The sequence below is a fragment of the Streptomyces monashensis genome (assembly GCF_001866665.1).
In the GTDB taxonomy this organism is placed as follows: domain Bacteria; phylum Actinomycetota; class Actinomycetes; order Streptomycetales; family Streptomycetaceae; genus Streptomyces; species Streptomyces monashensis.
Window position 1 is genome coordinate 48,049 of sequence record NZ_MLYO01000066.1, and the last position, 18,391, is coordinate 66,439.

General features: G+C 71.6%; 22 protein-coding genes and 3 tRNA genes. 9 read left to right on the plus strand and 16 right to left on the minus strand.

The genetic code is table 11. From position 1 onward, the window contains the following. Positions 1–254: 254 nt before the first annotated feature. Positions 255–1,481, plus strand: a complete 1,227-nt coding sequence (locus BIV23_RS35270) for a pyridoxal phosphate-dependent aminotransferase (RefSeq protein ID WP_071385040.1) — start codon at positions 255–257, stop codon at positions 1,479–1,481. A 127-nt stretch (positions 1,482–1,608) separates the two neighbouring features. After that, entirely contained in the window at positions 1,609–2,649 is a 1,041-nt protein-coding gene (locus BIV23_RS35275) for an adenosine deaminase (protein ID WP_071385041.1), read from the plus strand. On the opposite strand, the gene BIV23_RS35280 is transcribed toward BIV23_RS35275, so the two are convergent. Both BIV23_RS35280 and BIV23_RS35285 read right to left on the minus strand, forming a co-directional pair. Then, on the minus strand, positions 2,594–3,331 hold the full coding sequence (locus BIV23_RS35280; RefSeq protein ID WP_071385042.1) for a hypothetical protein: 738 nt from the start codon (positions 3,329–3,331) through the stop codon (positions 2,594–2,596). The two genes, BIV23_RS35275 and BIV23_RS35280, sit on opposite strands and share 56 nt — an antisense overlap. A 72-nt stretch (positions 3,332–3,403) precedes the next feature. Then, on the minus strand, positions 3,404–4,015 hold the full coding sequence (locus BIV23_RS35285; protein WP_071385043.1) for a TetR/AcrR family transcriptional regulator: 612 nt from the start codon (positions 4,013–4,015) through the stop codon (positions 3,404–3,406). Between the two features lie 106 nt (positions 4,016–4,121). Between BIV23_RS35285 and BIV23_RS35290 the strand changes: the two genes are divergently transcribed. Further along, positions 4,122–4,763 carry an NAD(P)-dependent oxidoreductase gene (locus BIV23_RS35290; protein ID WP_071385044.1) on the plus strand — a complete coding sequence of 214 codons (642 nt, stop codon included), beginning with the start codon at positions 4,122–4,124 and terminating at the stop codon, positions 4,761–4,763. A 6-nt stretch (positions 4,764–4,769) separates the two neighbouring features. Here BIV23_RS35290 and BIV23_RS35295 read toward each other — a convergent pair whose 3' ends face one another. The 8 genes from BIV23_RS35295 to BIV23_RS35330 form a co-directional block, all read right to left on the minus strand. After that, positions 4,770–5,825: a UDP-N-acetylmuramate dehydrogenase gene (locus tag BIV23_RS35295; protein ID WP_071385045.1), complete on the minus strand. Its 1,056-nt coding sequence runs from the start codon at positions 5,823–5,825 to the stop codon at positions 4,770–4,772. Positions 5,826–6,169: 344 nt separating this feature from the next. Then, complete coding sequence (locus tag BIV23_RS35300) at positions 6,170–7,651, minus strand: DHA2 family efflux MFS transporter permease subunit (protein ID WP_071385046.1); 1,482 nt, start codon at positions 7,649–7,651, stop codon at positions 6,170–6,172. 85 nt (positions 7,652–7,736) lie between these two features. Continuing rightward, a complete protein-coding gene (locus tag BIV23_RS35305) occupies positions 7,737–8,306 on the minus strand; it encodes a TetR/AcrR family transcriptional regulator (protein ID WP_177240145.1) in 570 nt (189 codons plus the stop codon). A 147-nt stretch (positions 8,307–8,453) separates the two neighbouring features. Next, positions 8,454–8,882 (minus strand): MaoC family dehydratase, encoded by a 429-nt coding sequence (locus BIV23_RS35310; RefSeq protein WP_071385048.1) that lies wholly within the window; start codon positions 8,880–8,882, stop codon positions 8,454–8,456. A gap of 7 nt (positions 8,883–8,889) precedes the next feature. Continuing rightward, the gene (locus BIV23_RS35315) at positions 8,890–9,342 is read right to left on the minus strand and encodes a MaoC family dehydratase N-terminal domain-containing protein (protein WP_071385049.1); all 453 of its coding nucleotides are present in this window, start codon (positions 9,340–9,342) and stop codon (positions 8,890–8,892) included. 178 nt (positions 9,343–9,520) lie between these two features. Next, positions 9,521–9,685 carry a 50S ribosomal protein L33 gene (rpmG, locus tag BIV23_RS35320; RefSeq protein WP_003948671.1) on the minus strand — a complete coding sequence of 55 codons (165 nt, stop codon included), beginning with the start codon at positions 9,683–9,685 and terminating at the stop codon, positions 9,521–9,523. Positions 9,686–9,774: 89 nt separating this feature from the next. After that, a tRNA-Met gene (locus BIV23_RS35325) sits at positions 9,775–9,847 on the minus strand. 46 nt (positions 9,848–9,893) lie between these two features. After that, positions 9,894–9,966 (minus strand) — tRNA-Thr (locus tag BIV23_RS35330). A gap of 552 nt (positions 9,967–10,518) precedes the next feature. Here BIV23_RS35330 and BIV23_RS35335 point away from each other — a divergent pair. Together BIV23_RS35335 and BIV23_RS35340 are read left to right on the plus strand one after the other, a co-directional pair. Continuing rightward, complete coding sequence (locus BIV23_RS35335) at positions 10,519–11,784, plus strand: amidohydrolase family protein (RefSeq protein ID WP_071385050.1); 1,266 nt, start codon at positions 10,519–10,521, stop codon at positions 11,782–11,784. Between the two features lie 327 nt (positions 11,785–12,111). Next, on the plus strand, positions 12,112–12,768 hold the full coding sequence (locus BIV23_RS35340; RefSeq protein ID WP_071385069.1) for an SDR family oxidoreductase: 657 nt from the start codon (positions 12,112–12,114) through the stop codon (positions 12,766–12,768). 110 nt (positions 12,769–12,878) lie between these two features. On the opposite strand, the gene BIV23_RS47385 is transcribed toward BIV23_RS35340, so the two are convergent. Both BIV23_RS47385 and BIV23_RS35345 read right to left on the minus strand, forming a co-directional pair. Next, entirely contained in the window at positions 12,879–13,091 is a 213-nt protein-coding gene (locus BIV23_RS47385; RefSeq protein ID WP_079173613.1) for a hypothetical protein, read from the minus strand. A 42-nt stretch (positions 13,092–13,133) separates the two neighbouring features. Next, positions 13,134–13,358, minus strand: coding sequence for a hypothetical protein (locus BIV23_RS35345; RefSeq protein WP_177240146.1), 225 nt, complete (start codon positions 13,356–13,358; stop codon positions 13,134–13,136). Between the two features lie 235 nt (positions 13,359–13,593). On the opposite strand from BIV23_RS35345, the gene BIV23_RS35350 reads away from it, so the two are divergent. Then, entirely contained in the window at positions 13,594–13,866 is a 273-nt protein-coding gene (locus BIV23_RS35350; RefSeq protein WP_245790804.1) for a hypothetical protein, read from the plus strand. A gap of 111 nt (positions 13,867–13,977) precedes the next feature. After that, positions 13,978–14,208, plus strand: a complete 231-nt coding sequence (locus BIV23_RS35355; protein ID WP_071385051.1) for a DUF7489 domain-containing protein — start codon at positions 13,978–13,980, stop codon at positions 14,206–14,208. A gap of 113 nt (positions 14,209–14,321) precedes the next feature. Here the strand turns inward: BIV23_RS35355 and BIV23_RS35360 are convergent. After that, a tRNA-Tyr gene (locus BIV23_RS35360) sits at positions 14,322–14,403 on the minus strand. Between the two features lie 226 nt (positions 14,404–14,629). On the opposite strand from BIV23_RS35360, the gene BIV23_RS35365 reads away from it, so the two are divergent. After that, positions 14,630–15,118 carry a YajQ family cyclic di-GMP-binding protein gene (locus BIV23_RS35365; RefSeq protein WP_071385052.1) on the plus strand — a complete coding sequence of 163 codons (489 nt, stop codon included), beginning with the start codon at positions 14,630–14,632 and terminating at the stop codon, positions 15,116–15,118. Between the two features lie 109 nt (positions 15,119–15,227). Here BIV23_RS35365 and BIV23_RS35370 read toward each other — a convergent pair whose 3' ends face one another. Continuing rightward, positions 15,228–15,494 carry a GlsB/YeaQ/YmgE family stress response membrane protein gene (locus BIV23_RS35370; RefSeq protein ID WP_071385053.1) on the minus strand — a complete coding sequence of 89 codons (267 nt, stop codon included), beginning with the start codon at positions 15,492–15,494 and terminating at the stop codon, positions 15,228–15,230. Positions 15,495–15,648: 154 nt separating this feature from the next. Here BIV23_RS35370 and BIV23_RS35375 point away from each other — a divergent pair, with 154 nt between their 5' ends. After that, the gene (locus BIV23_RS35375; protein ID WP_071385054.1) at positions 15,649–16,902 is read left to right on the plus strand and encodes an APC family permease; all 1,254 of its coding nucleotides are present in this window, start codon (positions 15,649–15,651) and stop codon (positions 16,900–16,902) included. 227 nt (positions 16,903–17,129) lie between these two features. Here the strand turns inward: BIV23_RS35375 and BIV23_RS35380 are convergent, their stop codons facing one another. Both BIV23_RS35380 and htpX read right to left on the minus strand, forming a co-directional pair. Continuing rightward, the gene (locus BIV23_RS35380; protein ID WP_071385055.1) at positions 17,130–17,522 is read right to left on the minus strand and encodes a YccF domain-containing protein; all 393 of its coding nucleotides are present in this window, start codon (positions 17,520–17,522) and stop codon (positions 17,130–17,132) included. Further along, on the minus strand, positions 17,519–18,382 hold the full coding sequence (htpX, locus tag BIV23_RS35385) for a zinc metalloprotease HtpX (RefSeq protein ID WP_071385056.1): 864 nt from the start codon (positions 18,380–18,382) through the stop codon (positions 17,519–17,521). The genes BIV23_RS35380 and htpX overlap by 4 nt, the downstream gene beginning before the upstream one ends. Between the last annotated feature and the right edge of the window lie 9 nt (positions 18,383–18,391).

The window sequence follows — 18,391 nt, forward strand, 5'->3', positions numbered from 1 at the left end:
CCGCATCCGACCGGGTGCTCGGTGTGCACCGGCGTCGGCGGCGGCTGCCGAAGGCCAACGAGGTGAGAGTGTACGTGGTCCACGGCCCGGCGTCGAACAGAAAGTGCCCGTCCGGGGCGGTGCGGCCGAAGATCGTCCTGGCCGGAGGGCGGATCGGACCCGGATTCGGATCCGTGTTCACGTGCCGACACCTTGCTGTTCAGTCTGTGAAACCCGCGTGCCGGGGACATTTCCGGTCTGGAACGATGGGCCGCATGAGCGCTGCAACCCCTCCCACCGAGCGCCGGGTCTCCGCCCGAGTCGGCGCGATCTCCGAGTCCGCCACCCTCGCCGTGGACGCCAAGGCCAAGGCCCTGAAGGCCGCCGGGCGTCCGGTGATCGGCTTCGGCGCCGGCGAGCCCGACTTCCCGACCCCGGACTACATCGTCGAGGCGGCCGTCGAGGCCTGCAAGAACCCCAAGTACCACCGCTACACGCCGGCCGGCGGCCTGCCCGAGCTGAAGGCCGCGATCGCCGCGAAGACGCTGCGCGACTCCGGCTACGAGCCGGAGGTCTCCGAGATCCTGGTGACCAACGGCGGCAAGCAGGCCATCTACGAGGCGTTCGCGGCGATCCTCGACCCGGGCGACGAGGTCATCGTCCCGGCGCCGTACTGGACGACGTACCCCGAGTCGATCCGCCTCGCGGGCGGCGTCCCGGTCGAGGTCGTGGCCGACGAGACCACCGGCTACCGCGTCGGCGTGGAGCAGCTGGAGGCGGCCCGCACGGAGAAGACCAAGGTCGTCCTCTTCGTCTCCCCGTCCAACCCGACCGGCGCGGTCTACAGCCGCGAGCAGGCCGAGGCCGTCGGCCGCTGGGCGCATGAGCACGGCCTGTGGGTGCTCACGGACGAGATCTACGAGCACCTCGTCTACGGCGACGCGGAGTTCACCTCCCTGCCGGCGCTCCTGCCCGAGCTGCGCGACAAGTGCATCGTGGTCAACGGCGTCGCGAAGACGTACGCCATGACCGGCTGGCGCGTGGGCTGGGTCATCGGCCCGAAGGACGTCGTCAAGGCCGCGACGAACCTCCAGTCGCACGCCACCTCGAACGTCTCCAACGTGGCCCAGGTGGCCGCGCTGGCCGCCGTCTCCGGTGACCTCACGGCCGTGGCGAAGATGCGCGAGGCCTTCGACCGCCGCCGCAGGACGATCGTGCGGATGCTCAACGAGATCGACGGCGTGCTCTGCCCGGAGCCCGAGGGCGCCTTCTACGCGTACCCGTCGGTCAAGGCCCTCCTCGGCAAGGAGATCCGCGGCAAGCGCCCGCAGAACACGGTCGAGCTGGCCGCGCTGATCCTGGAGGAGGCCGAGGTCGCGGTCGTCCCGGGCGAGGCCTTCGGCACCCCCGGCTACCTGCGGCTGTCGTACGCGCTCGGCGACGAGGACCTCGTCGAGGGCGTGAGCCGGCTGCAGAAGCTGCTGGCGGAGGCCCGGGACTAGTTCCCGGTCGCCACGCGCGTGTGCGGGCCGTTTCCCTGCGGGGAGACGGCCCGCTTCTGTGTGCGAGCAAGACCACGTTCAGGGAAACGGCTTCCGGGAGTTCGGGGACGTACGGCAGGATCCTGGAATGGAGCGTGTACGTGATCTCTCTGAGCTGCCGAAAGCCCATCTGCACCTGCACTTCACCGGCTCGATGCGACCGGCCACCGTGCTGGAACTGGCCGACAAGTACGGCGTACGTCTGCCCGACGCCCTGACGGACGCGCTGACCAGCGGCGAGCCGCCGAAACTGCGGGCCACGGACGAGCGCGGCTGGTTCCGTTTCCAGCGGCTGTACGACGCGGCGCGCTCCTGCCTGCGCGAGCCGGAGGACATCCAGCGCCTCGTCCGGGAGGCGGCCGAGGAGGACCTGAAGGACGGCTCGGGCTGGCTGGAGATCCAGGTGGACCCGACGTCGTACGCGCCCCGGATGGGCGGTCTGATCCCGACGCTGGAGATCATCCTGGACGCGGTGGACACCACCGCCCGGGAGACCGGGCTCGGCATGCGGGTCCTGGTCGCGGCCAACCGGATGAAACATCCGCTGGACGCGCGCACCCTGGCCCGGCTGGCCGTGCGGTACGCGGACCGGGGCGTGGTCGGCTTCGGGCTCTCCAACGACGAGCGGCGCGGCATGGCGCGCGACTTCGACCGGGCCTTCCACATCGCCCGCGAGGGCGGCCTGCTGTCGGCCCCGCACGGCGGCGAGCTGACCGGCCCGGCCTCGGTGCGCGACTGCCTGGACGACCTGCACGCCCACCGGATCGGACACGGGGTGCGCGCGGCGGAGGACCCGCGGCTGCTGAAGCGGCTGGCGGACCGGCAGGTGACCTGCGAGGTGTGTCCGGCGTCCAACGTGGCGCTCGGCGTGTACGAGAAGGCCGAGGACGTGCCGCTGCGCACGTTCTTCGAGGCGGGCGTCCCGATGGCGCTCGGCGCCGACGACCCGCTGCTGTTCGGCTCCCGGCTGGCCGCCCAGTACGAGATCGCCCGGCACGTCCACGGCTTCTCGGACGCCGAACTCGCGGAGTTGGCGCGCCAGTCGGTGCGCGGTTCGGCCGCCCCGGAGGACGTCAGGGCGCGGCTGCTGGCCGGCGTGGACGAGTGGCTGGTGCGCCCGGCCGCCTGACCCCTCTGACGGGCTCACCGGGCCGTCTGAAGTGGGCGTAGGGCGGATACGGCTTGAAGCAGACCATCACCTCGACGGGATGCCCGCCGCCGGGCGACTCGACCAGCGGCAGGAACGACCCCAGGTACGCCATGCGTCCCTCGCCCACGCCCCGCTGGAACGGCCCGTGGCCCGCCGCGTGGGCGAATCCGGTGGCCGTCTCGGCGAACGACTTCCGACTGCCGAAGAGAAGGAACGTACGCGCGTGCGTGGCGTGCCGCAGCTCGTCCCGGAAGTCCGCGCGGCCCAGGCCCGCGCGCCAGGCCGCGGCATCCCGCGCGGTGCGCGCCTCGTCGGTGCGGACGGTCAGCGGGGTGCCGTGACGCAGCTTCCGCCGCAGTTCGGGCCACCGGCCGGCGCGCAGCCCGAGCGAGTGGTGGACGAGGACGAGGTCGACCAGGTCCCCGACGCCCTCGTCGGGCGGGACGCCGTCGCGCAGCGGCACATGGACGATCGTGTGCGGGGAGTACGCGGCGAAGGAGAACAGGCCCGCCAGCCGGTTCAGCCCTTCGTGGTCACCGAGCAGCAGCCCGATGGGCTCGGGGGCACGCAGCGACGTGTGGCGCAGGGGCTGCCAGGGCTGGACGACCCGGTGTGCGTACGGTCCGGTGCGGGGCCGGAACTCGCGCAGCCTCAGCCGCATACGGCCGTGCTTCCGGAGGTGGGTGGGACGTTCGGGGCACTTGGGGCACGTGTCATGCGCCCAGCCTGAGGCTCACACGGAGCCCGGCACAACGGAGATTCCGCCCAGCAGCGTCTGCGCGAGCCGCGCGGCGAACTCGTCGACCGGCGGCCGCTCCCCGGTGTCGGTCGCGTCGTAGGCGAACGCGCGCTGCGCGCAGGCGCCCAGCAGCAGGGAGGCGGCCGCGAAGGTGTCGGCGTCGGCGTGGACGCGGCCCGCGGCCTGCTCGGCGCGCAGGTAGGCGTCCAGGTCCCGGATGGGCCGGTGCGGGCCCGAGCCGAGCTCGCGCAGCGCCTCGAAGTGGCGCGCCCTGAGCTGGGGCTCGGCGTACAGCGAGGCGGCGATCGGGAAGCTCTGCTCGTAGAAGAGGGCGGCCTGGCGCGCGATCTCGGTGAGGTTGCCCTCCAGGGTGCCCTGTCCCGGTTCGGCGGCAAGGCTGCCGAGCAGCGGCGTGAGGCGGGGCAGCCGCTCCTTGAGCACCTGGACGAACAGCTCTTCCTTGCTGTCGAAGTACTTGTAGAGAGCCGCTTCCGAGCAGCCGGCCGCGCGCGCGATCTCCTTGGTGGTGGCGCGGGCGAGCCCGGCGGTGAGCATCAGCTCGTGTGCGGCGTCGAGGATGCGCACGCGCGCGGGCTTCGGCTCCATGAGGTGTCCAATCGGGCTTGACGGGTGGGTGAGTGTTTACCCACTCTAGAGGGAAGCAGGGTGAGTGAACACTCACCCACTCATCCCGAGCACGGGAGCAGCACTCATGAACCTCACCGTTTTCGGCGCCACCGGCGGCATCGGCCGGGAGATCGTCCGCCAGGCGCTCGACGCCGGCCACCGGGTCACCGCCGTGGTCCGCGATCCGTCCCGGTTCGACGTCTCAGCCGTCAGGAGCGATGCGCTGGAGGTGTTCCAGGCCGATCTGCGCGACCCGGAGGGCGTGCGTGCGGCCGTCGCGGGCCGGGACGCCGTTCTGTCCGGCCTGGGCGCGCGCAGCCGCAAGGACGCCGGGGTCACCACCCGGCTGACCCGCACGGTGCTGCGCGCCATGGAGGCCGAGGGCGTACGGCGGCTGCTGGTGGTCAGCGCCGGTCCGGTCGGCCCCGCGGCCGAGGGCGACGGCGCCCTGGACCGGGCCGCGCGCGGGGTGGTGAGGGCCGTCCTCAAGGACATCTACGCCGACCTCGCCGAGATGGAGGCCGAGCTGGCCCGCAGCGGCACGGACTGGACCTCCGTGCGGCCCCCGCGCCTCCAGGACAAGCCGCTCACCGGCCACTACCGCACGGTCGTCGGCGGCTTCCCGCGGGCCGGCCGCTTCATCGCGCGCGCGGACGTCGCGCACGCGATGCTGTCGATGACCGGCGACGAGGGGACGGTGAAGCAGGGGGTCGGCGTGGCCTACTGAACCGCGCTAGAGGCTGACGCCCACGGTGACCGGTTCGTTGACGAGGGTGATCCCGAAGGCCTCGCGGACACCGGCGACGACCTCGCGGGCCAGCGCCAGCAGGTCCTCCGTGGTGGCCGCGCCCCGGTTGGTCAGGGCCAGGGTGTGCTTGGTGGAGATGCGGGCGGGCCCGGTGCCGTAGCCCTTGGTGAAGCCCGCCTTGTCGATCAGCCAGGCCGCGGAGGTCTTCGTACGGCCCTCGCCCGCCGGATAGGCGGGCGGCTCGACGCCCGCCCCCAGCCGCTCGCACGCGCGCGCGTGGAACGCGGCGAACTGCTCGTCGGTGAGGATCGGGTTGGTGAAGAAGGACCCGGCCGACCAGGTGTCGTGGTCCTCGGGGTCGAGCACCATGCCTTTCCCGGCACGCAGCTTCAGCACGGTCTCGCGGGCGTCGGCCAGCGGCACCCGGTCACCGGGCTCCACGCCGAGCGCACGCGCCGCCTCCGCGTACCTGACCGGAGCCGACAGCCCGCCCGCGTCCTCCAGCCCGAAGCGGACGCGCAGGACGACGTAACGCGTGGGGTCGGCCTTGAAACGGCTGTGCCGGTACGAGAAGGCGCACTCCTCGTTCGCCAGCGTGACCGTCTCGCCGGCGCGCCGGTCGTAGGCGATCACCTCGGTGATGGTGGAGGACACCTCCTGGCCGTAGGCGCCCACGTTCTGGATCGGGGTGGCGCCCGCGGAGCCCGGGATGCCGGCCAGGCACTCGATCCCGGCGAGCCCGGCCTCGACCGCGCGGGCCACGGCGTCCGTCCACACCTCACCGGCGGCCAGCTCCAGCGTCGTACCGCGCAGCTCGGCACCGCGCGTGGCGATGCGCAGGGCGGTGCCGTCGAAGCCCTTGTCGCCGATGACCAGGTTCGACCCACCGCCGATGATCAGCAGCGGGGTCCCGGTGTCGTCGGCCTCGCGAACGGCGTCGATCACCTCGGCGTCGGTCTCGGCGGTCACCAGCCGCGTCGCGGGACCGCCCAGCCGGAACGTGGTCAGCGGGGCAAGGGGGGCGTCGTGGAGTACCTGCACGGCCCCAAGACTACGAGACGCCTCGGACAGCCCGTCACCCACGCGGCCCCTCGGTCAGCCCCACCGGACGGCGGCCCCGCCCGGCACACGGTGGCCCCGCGGCCCGGCCACGACCCGCGTACGCACGCGCGCGTGGCCCTCGCCCGGCTGCACCACGCCCGGCCGTCGGCCACGCTCAGCGACCGACACGCGTACACACACGCGCGTGGTCCGGCTGCCGGGTCCACGCGCGTGTGGCCGACGCGAGGTGAAGACGTGCGCCTGGGTGTCCCGCGCCGGAGCGATCGGAACGGTCCGGGGAAGAACGGGCACCACGGGCCGGGCTCTTTCGGTGCGTTCCCTGGTCAGCGGGCGGTCGTTTCCAGCGAGGCGGCTTCGCGGGAGGCGGGCACCTGCACGCGGCCGGCTCCCTGCTCGTCCGACGCGCCGGCCGGGGCGGCACTGCGCCGCGCCGGGATCGCCAAGGTCGCCAGCGCGGCGACGGCGACCACCGCCGAGCCGGTGACCAGGGCGGGCCGCAGGCCGTCCACGAAGCTCTGCGCACTCCCGTAACCGCCCTGCGCGGAGAAGATCGACGACATCACGGCGATGCCGAGCGCGCCGCCCACCTCGCGCAGCGCGTTGTTCGCGCCGGAGGCGATGCCCTGCTCGTGCGGGCGGACGCTGGACATCACGAGGCTGGCGGCCGGAGCGAAGTACAGGGCCATGCCGACCCCGCTGATCATCAGGGCGGGCAACTGGACGGCGTAGGAGGCGTGCGCGGTGGCCACGACGGCCATGTAGCCGAGCCCGACGGCCTGGAAGAACAGGCCCGCCGCGACGACCGGACGGCCGCCGATGCGGTCGGAGAGGATTCCGGCGACCGGCGCGACGAGCATCGGCATACCGGTCCACGGCAGCATCCGCAGTCCCGCCTCGGTGGGCGAGTAGCCGAGCACGCCCTGCATGTACTGGCTGAGCAGGAAGATCGAGCCGAACATCCCGACGAACATCAGCAGGCTGGCCGCGTTGATCCCGGCGAACGCGCGTGAGCGGAACAGCCGCATGGGGAGCATCGGGTGCTCCGCGCGGGAGCTGTAGATCACGAAACCGGCCAGCAGGGCGGCGCCGGAGAACAGCGCGGTGAGCACCACGGCGTCGCTCCAGCCGTCGGCCGGCCCGCGGACCAGGCCGTAGACGACCCCGAAGAGCCCGCCGCTGGCCAGCAGCGTGCCGGGGACGTCGAGCCGGGCTCCGGCGCCGTAGGACTCGGCGAGCCGCAGCCGGGCGAGCGGCAGCACGGCGAGGCCGAGCGGCACGTTCAGCCAGAAGATCCAGTGCCAAGAGGCGTGTTCGGTGAGGCTGCCGCCGATCAGCGGCCCGGAGGCGACGGCGAGGCCGTTGACGGCGCCCCAGATGCCGTACATCGTCCCGCGCCGGGCGGCGGGCACGGCCGCGGTCAGCAGGGTCAGCGTGAGCGGCATCATCACGGCCGCGCCGACACCCTGGACCGCGCGGGCGGCGATCAGCGAGCCGATGCCGGGCGCCATGGCCGCGGCGGCGGACGCACCGGTGAAGACGGTGAGTCCGGCGCTGAAGAGCCGCCGGCGCCCGAAGCGGTCACCGAGCGCGGCGCCGAACATCAGCAGGACGGCGAAGGTGAGCGTGTAGGCGCTCACGGTCCATTCGAGATCGTCCAGCGCCCCGCCGAGATCCTTGCGGATGGAGGGAAGGGCGGTGGTGACGACGAGATTGTCGAGGGCCGCCATGAATCCGGCGACGCTGGTGATCACGAGGGCCCAGACGGCTCCCCCGCGGCCTGTGCTCGGTGCGTTCTGCTGTGACATCTCTCCCCCAGAGCAATCTGGTTAGTTATTGATGACTAACTTTCCCGGCCATGAAAAAACGCCGGCCTTCCCGGTCCGCGACGCCCTACTCCGCCAGGCAGTCCTCGGACCGGCCCGACGCATAGATCCCCTCCCACACCCGGTGTCCGTCCGGAAAGCCCATGGCCACCAGGCAGTTGATGAGCATCCCGTGCGCCATGAAGGCGGTCGTCCCGCCGGCGTCCGCGCCGAGCGCGGCGCGCACGGTGTCCCACAGACGCATCCAGCCGGCCCGTACGCCCTCGCCGAACTCGCGGTCGCCCTCCGCCTCGGCGGCCGCCACGGCGACGTACATCTGCATCTGCATCATCAGCCGCTCGGGCCGTTCCGCGATGACCCTGGTGTACGCGTTCGCCATGGCGCTCTCGGCCTCCTGGCCCTCCAGCCCCTTCGCGGCCTCCTCGAAGGTGCGGATGGTGTCCTCCACGCAGCGGTCGGCCGCCGCGAGGAAAATCGCCTTCTTGCCCGGGAAGAGCCGGAAGAGATACGGCTGCGAGACCCCGACCCGCCGGGCGATCGCCTCCGTGGTCGCACCGTGGTAGCCACCGCGCGCGAACTCGGCGGTCGCCGCGCGAATGACGCTCTCGCGCCGCTCCTCCGCACTCATCCTGGGCATGAAGCAAAGTTAGTACTCAATCACTAACTTGGCAATCGCGGCCCGCACGGGAGGTACGCAGCGGAACACACGTAAGGGACGCCCCTCTTGGAGGACGCCCCTTACCTCACTACTGTGCGCGGCCGGCTCAGCGCGTCACGCCTGCCGTCAGGCCAGTCGTACGACGGCCCGGGACATCCCCAGCACCTTCTGACCGCCGCTGGTCGCCGTCAGGTCCACGCGGACGGTGTTGTCGTCGAGCTTGGCCGCGACCTTGCCGCTGACCTCGATCAGGGCGCCCTTGTCGTCGTTCGGCACGACGACCGGCTTGGTGAAGCGGACGCCGTACTCCACGACCGCGCCCGGATCCCCGGTCCAGTCGGTGACCACGCGGACCGCCTCGGCCATCGTGAACATGCCGTGCGCGATGACGTCCGGCAGCCCGACCTCCTTGGCGAACTTCTCGTTCCAGTGGATCGGGTTGAAGTCCCCGGAGGCGCCCGCGTAGCGCACGAGGGTCTCGCGGGTCACGGGGAAGGTCTGCGCCGGAAGCTCGGTGCCGACCTCGACGTCGTCGTACGCGATCTTCGCCGTCATCAGGTCCTCACGCCTCCTCGGCCGCGCGGGCCACGAGCTTGGTCCAGGCGGTCACGACGTGCTCGCCCGCCTCGTCGTGCACCTCACCGCGGATGTCCAGGATGTCGTTGCCCGCGAGGGACTTGATCGCCTCGATGGTGGAGGTGACCGTGAGCCGGTCGCCGGCCCGCACCGGGCGGCTGTAGGCGAACTTCTGGTCGCCGTGCACCACGCGGCTGTAGTCGAGGCCGAGCTGCGGGTCCTCGATCACCTGGCCCGCGGCCCGGAACGTGATGGAGAACACGAACGTGGGCGGGGCGATCACATCGGAATACCCGAACGCCTTCGCGGCCTCCGGATCGGTGAACGCCGGGTTGGCCTCCCCCACCGCATCGGCGAACTCACGGATCTTCTCCCGGCCCACCTCATAGGGCGCGGTGGGCGGGTAGGTCCGTCCCACGAAGGACTGGTCGAGCGCCATGGCCCGGCACCTCCTGAAGTCTGCTGTGATGGCCCCAAATTAGCCGTAAACCGGCCGGGGAATGCGCGGGGGAACGACCTGGACCCGGCAAGCGGATTCCGGATCTTCCGACCGACGGCCCGGTGAAACGACGCGAGGCCGCCCCCTCGAAAGGGGACGGCCTCGCGTACGAGCCTGATCAGCGCGTTTCGCGGTGCGCGGTGTGCGCGTTGCAACGCGGGCAGTGCTTCTTCATCTCCAGGCGATCCGGGTTGTTACGCCGGTTCTTCTTGGTGATGTAGTTCCGCTCCTTGCACTCCACGCAGGCCAGCGTGATCTTCGGGCGGACGTCGGTGGCAGCCACGTGAGTGCTCCTAAGACGAACGGATGGACTGATTCAACGCAAAAAGAGTAGCCGATCGAAGGACCGACCCCGCAATCGGCTACTGTCAGTAGCGGTGACCGGACTTGAACCGGTGACACAGCGATTATGAGCCGCTTGCTCTACCGACTGAGCTACACCGCTGCGATGCGATCGGACCCCGCCTTTCGACAGGAACCTCTCACACCAGAGCCCCAAAACGGAATCGAACCGTTGACCTTCTCCTTACCATGGAGACGCTCTGCCGACTGAGCTATTGGGGCGAGCGATGAAGACATTACACGGTCCGCCGCCGTTCACCCAAATCCGTATCCGGCGGCCCGTCCCACCCCTCATCTCAGCCCGCGCAGCCGCCTCCTGAGCCGCAGGAGAGCCGCGGCCGCGGACCCGCGCGGGGCCTCTGTCCGTCCCGGACACCTCGCACTCGGCGCGGTGGTGACCGACTGCGCTCGGGGGCCGGGGGCACGCGCTTGTGCCCGGGTCCGCGGACTCGGGTTCCCGGGTGTGGCCGACAGTGACGAGAGGGTGCGCCACGCGCGCGTGGGCGTCATCTGCCCGCCGACGTCTCCCGGACACCTCGCCGTCGGGTACGGCACGCGCGCGTGGGCGTCGTCGGGAGAGGCGGGGGCCACGCGGGCGGGCGATATCTGTACTGCCATGGGCGGACCACACCGGTACGACTATTGCGCTCCTGCGCATCCCGCGCGGCTCGCCACCCTAGGCTCGACTCGCTCTGCGTGATCTTGGGGGCAAAGCGCCCCTCGCAGACCTCACGCGAGCCCGCCCCGAGCCCCCGGCCCCGACCCTGGAGCGCGATGCCCGACAGTCAGCCGCAGCCCCACCAGCCGTCGAACTTCCCGGGTTCCTCCGGGCCGTCCGAACCTGCCGCCCTGCTGTTGTGCGGGGCGCGGCTCACCGACGGCCGGACCGTGGACGTACGGCTGGGCGGCGGGCGCATCGAGGCGGTGGGCACGACCGGCAGCCTCGCGCCGGGACCAGCCCGTACGGGCGCCACACGCCTGGATCTCAGCGGCTATCTGCTCCTGCCGGCCCCGGCCGAACCGCACGCCCACGGCGACACCGCCCTGTCCGCCGAGCGCGCCGGGCCGGTGTCGTACGCGCCGGACGACGTCCAGCGCCGGGCGACGGAGGCGGCCCTGCTGCAACTCGGGCACGGGGCGACGGCGGTACGCGCGCACGTACGCGTAGGTGACGTTCAGGGCCTCGGTGCGTTGGGCGCGGTCCTCCAGGCGCGGCGGTCGCTGCGGGGGCTCGCGGACCTGACGACGGTGGCGACGCCGCGCCTGCTGACCGGCGCGGCCGGGGCCGACGGGCTCGCGATGCTGCGTGACGCGCTGAAGATGGGCGCCGCCGTGGTGGGCGGCTGCCCCGACCTGGACCCCGACCCCGCCGGCTACGTCGAGGCGGTCCTGGAGATGGCTTCCGAGCACGGCTGCCCGGTGGACCTGCACACGGACGCCGCCGACCCGGCCCGCCTGTCCCGGCTCGCGGCCATGGCGGGGGGCCTGCGCCCCGGCGTGACGATCGGGCCGTGCGCCGGGCTTGCGCGCCTGCCCGCCGAGGCCGCCTCCCGCGCAGCCGACCAGCTCGCGGCGGCCGGGGTCACGGTGGTGTGCCTGCCTCAGGGCGGCTGCTGCGCCACCGACCGCCGGGGCACGCCTCCGGTACGGCTGCTGCGCTCGGCCGGGGTGCGCGTGGCGGCCGGCAGCGGAGCCCTGCGCGACGTCTCCAACCCGGTCGGCCGCGGCGATCCCCTGGAGGCCGCCTATCTCCTCGCCTCCTCTCACGGCCTGCGCCCGGAGAACGCCTACGACGCCGTGAGCGGCTCGGCCCGCGCGGTCCTGGGGCTGCCGGAGGTACGCGTGGAGGCGGGCTTCCCCGCCGACCTCCTGGCGGTGCGCGGTGACCGCCTCCCCGGTGCCCTCTCCCTGGCCTACAGCCGGATCGTGATCCACCGGGGGCGCGTGGTCGCCCGCACGAGCGCGGTCCGCGAGTACTGCAACTCAGCGGCGGCAGCGGAGCTGGGGCTGCCACGGCAGGGGCGCGGCGAACTGTCGTAGCAGGCACGGGGAGAGCGCGCGGCTCCTGGGCAACGCCTGCCGTGGGGCGCCGCGAGGGCGCGGGCACCGCGAAGACATGCGGAGCACGGACGCCCAGGAAGCGCGGGGCGCAGCGAACACACGTGGCGGGCGCCGAGAGAGTGGGGCGCGAGCGCTCCGAGTACGCGCGGCCTGCCGTACGTAGCTGCCGGGCGCACGGGCCCGGACGCGCGCCCCACACCGCCTGCGCACGCCCGGCGCGGGGCTGGACGCGCGAGCCCGGCGCGCTCCGGCCATGCCGGTTAACCCGTGCGGCGGATGCGCCTCTTCGGGCGTACGGTCGGAATCATGCGCATTGTCATCGCTGGTGGTCATGGTCAGATCGCGCTGCGGCTGGAGCGTCTGCTCTCCGCGCGCGGGGAAGAGGTCGCGGGGATCATCCGCAAGCCCGAGCAGGGCAACGCTCTGCGGACGGCCGGTGCCGAGCCGGTCCTGCTCAACCTGGAATCCGCCTCGGTGGAAGAGGTCGCGGCACATCTCCAGGGAGCCGACGCGGCGGTCTTCGCGGCCGGCGCGGGCCCGGGCAGCGGCACGGCCCGCAAGGAGACGGTGGACAAGGGCGCGGCGATGCTGTTCGCGGACGCGGCGGTACGCGCGGGCGTACGGCGCTTCCTGGTCGTGTCCTCGATGGGCGCGGATCCCGCGCACCAGGGCGACGACGTCTTCGACGCGTACCTGCGGGCCAAGGGCGAGGCCGACGCGTACGTGACCCGCCAGAAGGCCCTGGACTGGACGATCCTGCGCCCCGGCTCGCTGACGAACGACGCCGGTACCGGCCAGGTCCGCCTGGAGGCGCACACCGGGCGCGGGATGATCCCGCGGGACGACGTGGCGGCCGTCCTCGCGGAGTTGGTGGACACTCCTGCGACGACCGGGCTGACGCTGGAGCTGGTCAGCGGATCGCAGCCGGTGTCCGTCGCGGTGAAATCGGTGGCCGGGAACTGAGGCGGTCCACCGGCCGTTGAACGTTCGGAGCCACCACCGACCGCCGCTCCACCGCCGCTCCACCGACCGCCACCCCGCCGCCCGCTGTCACTCCGTCAGAGGTCTCCGGGTCAGAACAGGGGCAGCTGCCCGGGAAACTCCGGTACGGCGTATCCGTCCAACGCCGGCTGGACCGCCCCCAGTTGTGCCTGTCGACGTGACCCGGCGCAGGAGACGAGTTCGCCGTTCTCCCGCGCCCCGGGCGGATCGTGCCGCGCGAAACGGCCCGCGACGACGGCGATGTCGCGGCGGCAGACGGGGCAGGTTCTGCGTCGGGAGGACATGCCGCCAGTGTGCCCGCACGCGAGGGCGTGCGACAGCGCCGGTCACGTGCGGGTCTCGGCCTCCCAGCGGTCGGGCCCCACCCCGCGCCAGTCGATCAGAGGCGAGTCGGCCACCTGCTCCGGTTCCATCTCCAACCCCGCCCGGCGCAAGAACTCCACCAGGTCTCGCACGTTGTGCGCCAGGCCGAGGATCTCGCCGTCCACACGGACGCGACGACCGCCGGTCGGGGACGGCAGGTGCACGATGATGGGTCGCTTCCCGGCCATGGCTCCAGCATCGTCCGCGCCACCGAACCCCGCACCCTGACCGGTCATTCCCGAACTCCCCTTCCATCGATCATGCGTTCGATTCTAGTGAAGGATGCCCAGGACGTTCTCCATCAAGCCCCCGGGCCCCGTGACATCGAACTTTGATCAGTGCCGTCGAAGTTTGATGATCGCGAAGTCGTGCCGCCGAAAACTGAGCAAGCAGGCGCACACCCCTTGAGCTGCGCACTTCTGCATGCTGCTGACCTGGCATGATGCCCCCATGGAAACCAGGTTCCCACGGGGGGCCACGCCGACCGTCGACCTCCGCCTATGGCGCTCCGACGCCATCGTGCTGTTCGACTGGCTGATGAGCACCGACCTGGACACCGTGCCGATCACACACCCGGCTCAGAAACAGGCTCTCGCAGACCTGCTGGCGCGTTTGGAAGAGGTGGACGTTATCGAATCCACCGAGGAAGAGATCGCCGCCGCCCAGGAAGAGGTGGCCAAGGACATGGGCTGGTAGGGCACCAGTAGCGGTCAAACGTGGATGGCACGGGCTCGCCGTCCGGCGTCACAAGCCACCCCGGGCCGCATTCCGGCGCTCCGCCGGGTCGTACATGACTACAGTGATGAAATGTTCAAATCGCGCAAAGTCCATGAAGAAGACGCCTGGGACGGCATCGTCATCGACAAGACCCGCAAGGCGCCCGACGGTTCGAACCTCTACCACTACGTCGAAGTCCGCCTCCAGGACAGCACGACCAAGAAGGCCCGCATCGACAAGGTCCTCTGGGAGTCACTTGCCATCGGCGACCGACTCGTCAAGGAAGCGGGCACCGCAACCCCGGCCAAGGCGCACCCATAACCGACAGCGGACAGGCGGCAACCGACGTCAGGGCCGGGCGAGGCACGCTGACCGGGAGAACGCCGAGAGCCCCGTGATCTGCTCTCACAGATCACGGGGCTCTCGTTCCCGTGTGGCGGCGCCAGGATTCGAACCTGGGAAGGCTGAGCCGGCAGATTTACAGTCTGCTCCCTTTGGCCGCTCGGGCACACCGCCGGGTTGTGCTGCCACCGAACCCGCTTCTCGGCGGTGCTCCCTGGCAACGACGTAAACAATACCCGATGCAGGGGGGTGCTTCGCCACCCGGTTGATCTCCACCTCTCGGCTCCCGGGGTGGCTAGGCTGGTGCGGATGCGGCCCGGTGACATGCCGGGCCCGGCGGCCGCCGCCGCGCACGCCGGCACGCACCCGATTCGCACCCCGATACAAGGAGCCACAGGACATGGCCGACTCCAGTTTCGACATCGTCTCGAAGGTCGAGCGGCAGGAGGTCGACAACGCCCTCAACCAGGCCGCCAAGGAGATCTCGCAGCGCTACGACTTCAAGGGCGTGGGCGCCTCGATCTCGTGGTCCGGTGAGAAGATCCTCATGGAGGCGAACTCCGAGGACCGGGTGAACGCTGTCCTCGACGTCTTCCAGTCCAAGCTGGTCAAGCGCGGTATCTCGCTGAAGGCGCTGGACGCCGGCGAGCCCCAGCTGTCCGGCAAGGAGTACAAGATCTTCGCGTCGATCCAGGAGGGCATCTCCCAGGAGAACGCGAAGAAGGTGGCGAAGATCATCCGCGACGAGGGCCCGAAGGGCATCAAGGCGCAGGTCCAGGGCGAGGAGCTGCGCGTCACCTCCAAGAGCCGGGACGACCTCCAGGCCGTGATCGCGCTCCTGAAGGGCAAGGACTTCGACTTCGCGCTCCAGTTCGTGAACTACCGCTAGGACACCGGCGGAAACGGCGCCGACGAGCGCGACGGCAGGGGTGGGCCGCCCGGTTCCGGGCGGCCCACCCCTGCCGTGTCCCACGGGGCCGGGTCGCGTCCCACGGCGCTCAGTCGCGTGAGTTCCCGAACAGGATGCGGTAGACGATCAGCAGCACCAGCGAGCCGCCGACGGCCGCGACCCAGGTGGCACCGTCGTAGAAGTTCTTGGTGATCGGGTGGTCCAGCCAGCGGGCCGAGATCCAGCCGCCGATGAACGCCCCCGCGATACCGATGAGGGTCGTACCGATGAAGCCGCCGGGGTCACGTCCCGGCAGAAGGACCTTGGCGATGACTCCGGCCACCAGGCCGAGGATGATCCAAGCGATGATGCTCATGCCGTGAACCTGCCCTTCCCAGCTGTCCTCGCACTGTCCGGCCGCTGAGGATCCGGTGAGGACTCGCTGCCCACGCGCGCGTGTTCGTGTCGCGTCGATGGAGAGGACGTCACGGGTCCCTCACCTGGTTGCGCCGGTCGGTAGGGTGCGGCGCATGACCACATCCGGCGCAGGCCTACGGCGCACGCTGGGCGTACACGACGCCGTTCTCGTCGGTCTCGGCTCGATGATCGGCGCCGGTGTCTTCTCGGCCCTGGGTCCGGCCGCCCGTGCGGCCGGGTCGGGTCTGCTGCCCGGACTGGCGCTCGCGGCCGTGGTGGCCTACTGCAACGCCATGTCCTCGGCCCGTCTCGCCGCTCGCTATCCGGCCTCCGGCGGGACGTACGTGTACGGCAGGGAGCGGCTGGGCGCCTTCTGGGGGTATATGGCCGGCTGGGCGTTCGTGGTCGGCAAGACGGCGTCCTGTGCGGCCATGGCGCTCACCGTGGGCGCCTACGTCTGGCCGGGGCAGGCGCACGCGCTGGCGATCGCGTCGGTGGTGGCGCTGACGGCCGTGAACTACGGCGGGATCCAGAAGTCTGCGTGGCTGACGCGGGTGATCGTGGCCGTCGTGCTGGCCGTCCTCGCGGCCGTGGTCGTCGTGTGCCTCGCCCCGGGGCGGGCCGACGCCGAACGGCTGGACATCGGGCTGTCGTCGGGCGCGGGCGGAGTGCTCCAGGCCGCCGGGCTGCTGTTCTTCGCGTTCGCCGGGTACGCGCGGATCGCGACGCTCGGCGAGGAGGTACGGGATCCGGCGCGGACGATCCCGCGCGCCGTCCCCCTGGCCCTCGGGATCACCCTGGTGGTGTACGCGTGCGTGGCCGTCGCCACGCTCGCCGTTCTCGGCCCGGACCGGCTCGGACAGGCGGCGGCGCCGCTGGCCGACGCCGTGCGGGCGGCCGGGGCGCCGGGCGTCGTGCCGGTGGTGCGCGCGGGGGCCGCGGTGGCCGCGCTGGGTTCGTTGCTCGCGCTGATCCTCGGGGTGTCCCGTACGACGCTCGCCATGGCCCGGGACGGACATCTGCCCGGGGCGCTGGCGGCCGTACATCCCCGGTTCCGGGTGCCGCACCGGGCGGAGCTGGCCGTGGGCCTGGTGGTCGCCGCACTGGCCGCGACGGTGGACGTGCGCGGCGCGATCGGCTTCTCGTCCTTCGGTGTACTGGCCTACTACGCCGTCGCCAACGCCTCCGCGTGGACGCTGAGTCCGGCCCTGCTGTCCCGCGTCATGCCCGTGGCGGGCCTGCTGGGTTGCGCCACGCTGGCATTCGCGCTGCCCGCCGGTTCGGTCGCGGCCGGAGCGGGCGTGCTCGTGGCGGGGGTGGCGGCCTACGGCGTACGGCGGTGGTGGGCGCACCGGCGCGGCGCGTGACGCGCCGTCGGAGCACCGGTGACGGCACGCGCGCGTGAGCCGGCGTCAGTGCCGGACCGAGGCTCGGCACGACAGCGGGAGCAGTCGCCGGTGGCGGTACGTACGCGTGGCGCTCCGCCAGTGGCCTGGTGGACGCAACGCACGCGTGACAGGCCGTACGTGAGCTCTGCCGGTCGCCACACGCACACGCACGCGCGGGCGGTTGCGGCCCTCGCCCGTCGGCCCGCTCAGCGGCTGGCGAACGCCTGGTCCGTGGGGACGATCTCACGGCCCAGCGGCAGCAGGGAGACCGGGATCAGCTTGAAGTTGGCGATGGCGAACGGGATGCCGATGATCGTGATGCACAGGGCGATGCCGGTGACGATGTGGGCGATCGCCAGCCACCAGCCGGCCAGGATCAGCCACAGGACGTTGCCGATGCAGGAGGGGGCGCCCGCGTCCCGGCGCTCGACCGTGGTGTACCCGAAGGGCCACAGGGCGTAGAGACCGATACGGAAGGCCGCTATCCCGAAGGGGATACCGATGATGGTGATGCACAGCAGGACGCCGGCGAACAGGTAGCCCAGGAACAGCCAGAAGCCGCTCAGGACGAGCCAAATGACGTTCAGGATGGTCTTCACCGGGTGCGTCCTGCCATCTTCTCGAGCCGGGCGATGCGGTCCGCCATCGGCGGGTGCGTGGAGAACATTTTCGTCAGTCCCTGGCCCGCGCGGAAGGGGTTCGCGATCATCATGTGGCTGGCGGTCTCGATCCGGGGCTCCGGCGGCAGCGGCAGCTGCTGCGTGCCCACCTCCAGTTTGCGCAGGGCGCCGGCGAGGGCCAGCGGGTCGCCGGTGAGCTGGGCGCCGGAAGCGTCCGCCTCGTACTCGCGGGAGCGGCTGATGGCCAGCTGGATGAGGGTGGCGGCGAGCGGGCCGAGGATCATGATCAGGAGCATGCCGAGCAGGCCGGGGCCGTCGTCGTCGTCCGAGCGGCCGATCGGGATGAGCCAGGCGAAGTTCACCAGGAACATGATCACCGAGGCGAGGGCGCCGGCGACCGAGGAGATGAGGATGTCCCGGTTGTAGACGTGGCTCAGCTCGTGCCCGATCACGCCCCGCAGCTCGCGCTCGTCGAGCAGACGGAGGATGCCCTCGGTGCAGCACACCGCGGCGTTGCGCGGGTTGCGCCCCGTGGCGAAGGCGTTGGGGGCCTCCGTGGGCGAGATGTAGAGGCGGGGCATGGGCTGGCGGGCCTGCGTGGACAGCTCGCGGACCATCCGGTAAAGCGCGGGGGCCTCGAACTCGCTGACCGGGCGGGCGCGCATCGAGCGGAGCGCCAGCTTGTCGCTGTTCCAGTACGCGTACGCGTTCGTGCCGAGCGCGATCAGGACGGCGACGATCAGGCCGGTGCGGCCGAAGAAGCTGCCGATGACGATGATGAGCGCGGACAGTCCCCCGAGGAGTACTGCGGTCCTGAGCCCGTTGTGCCGGCGGTGCACCGTACGCCC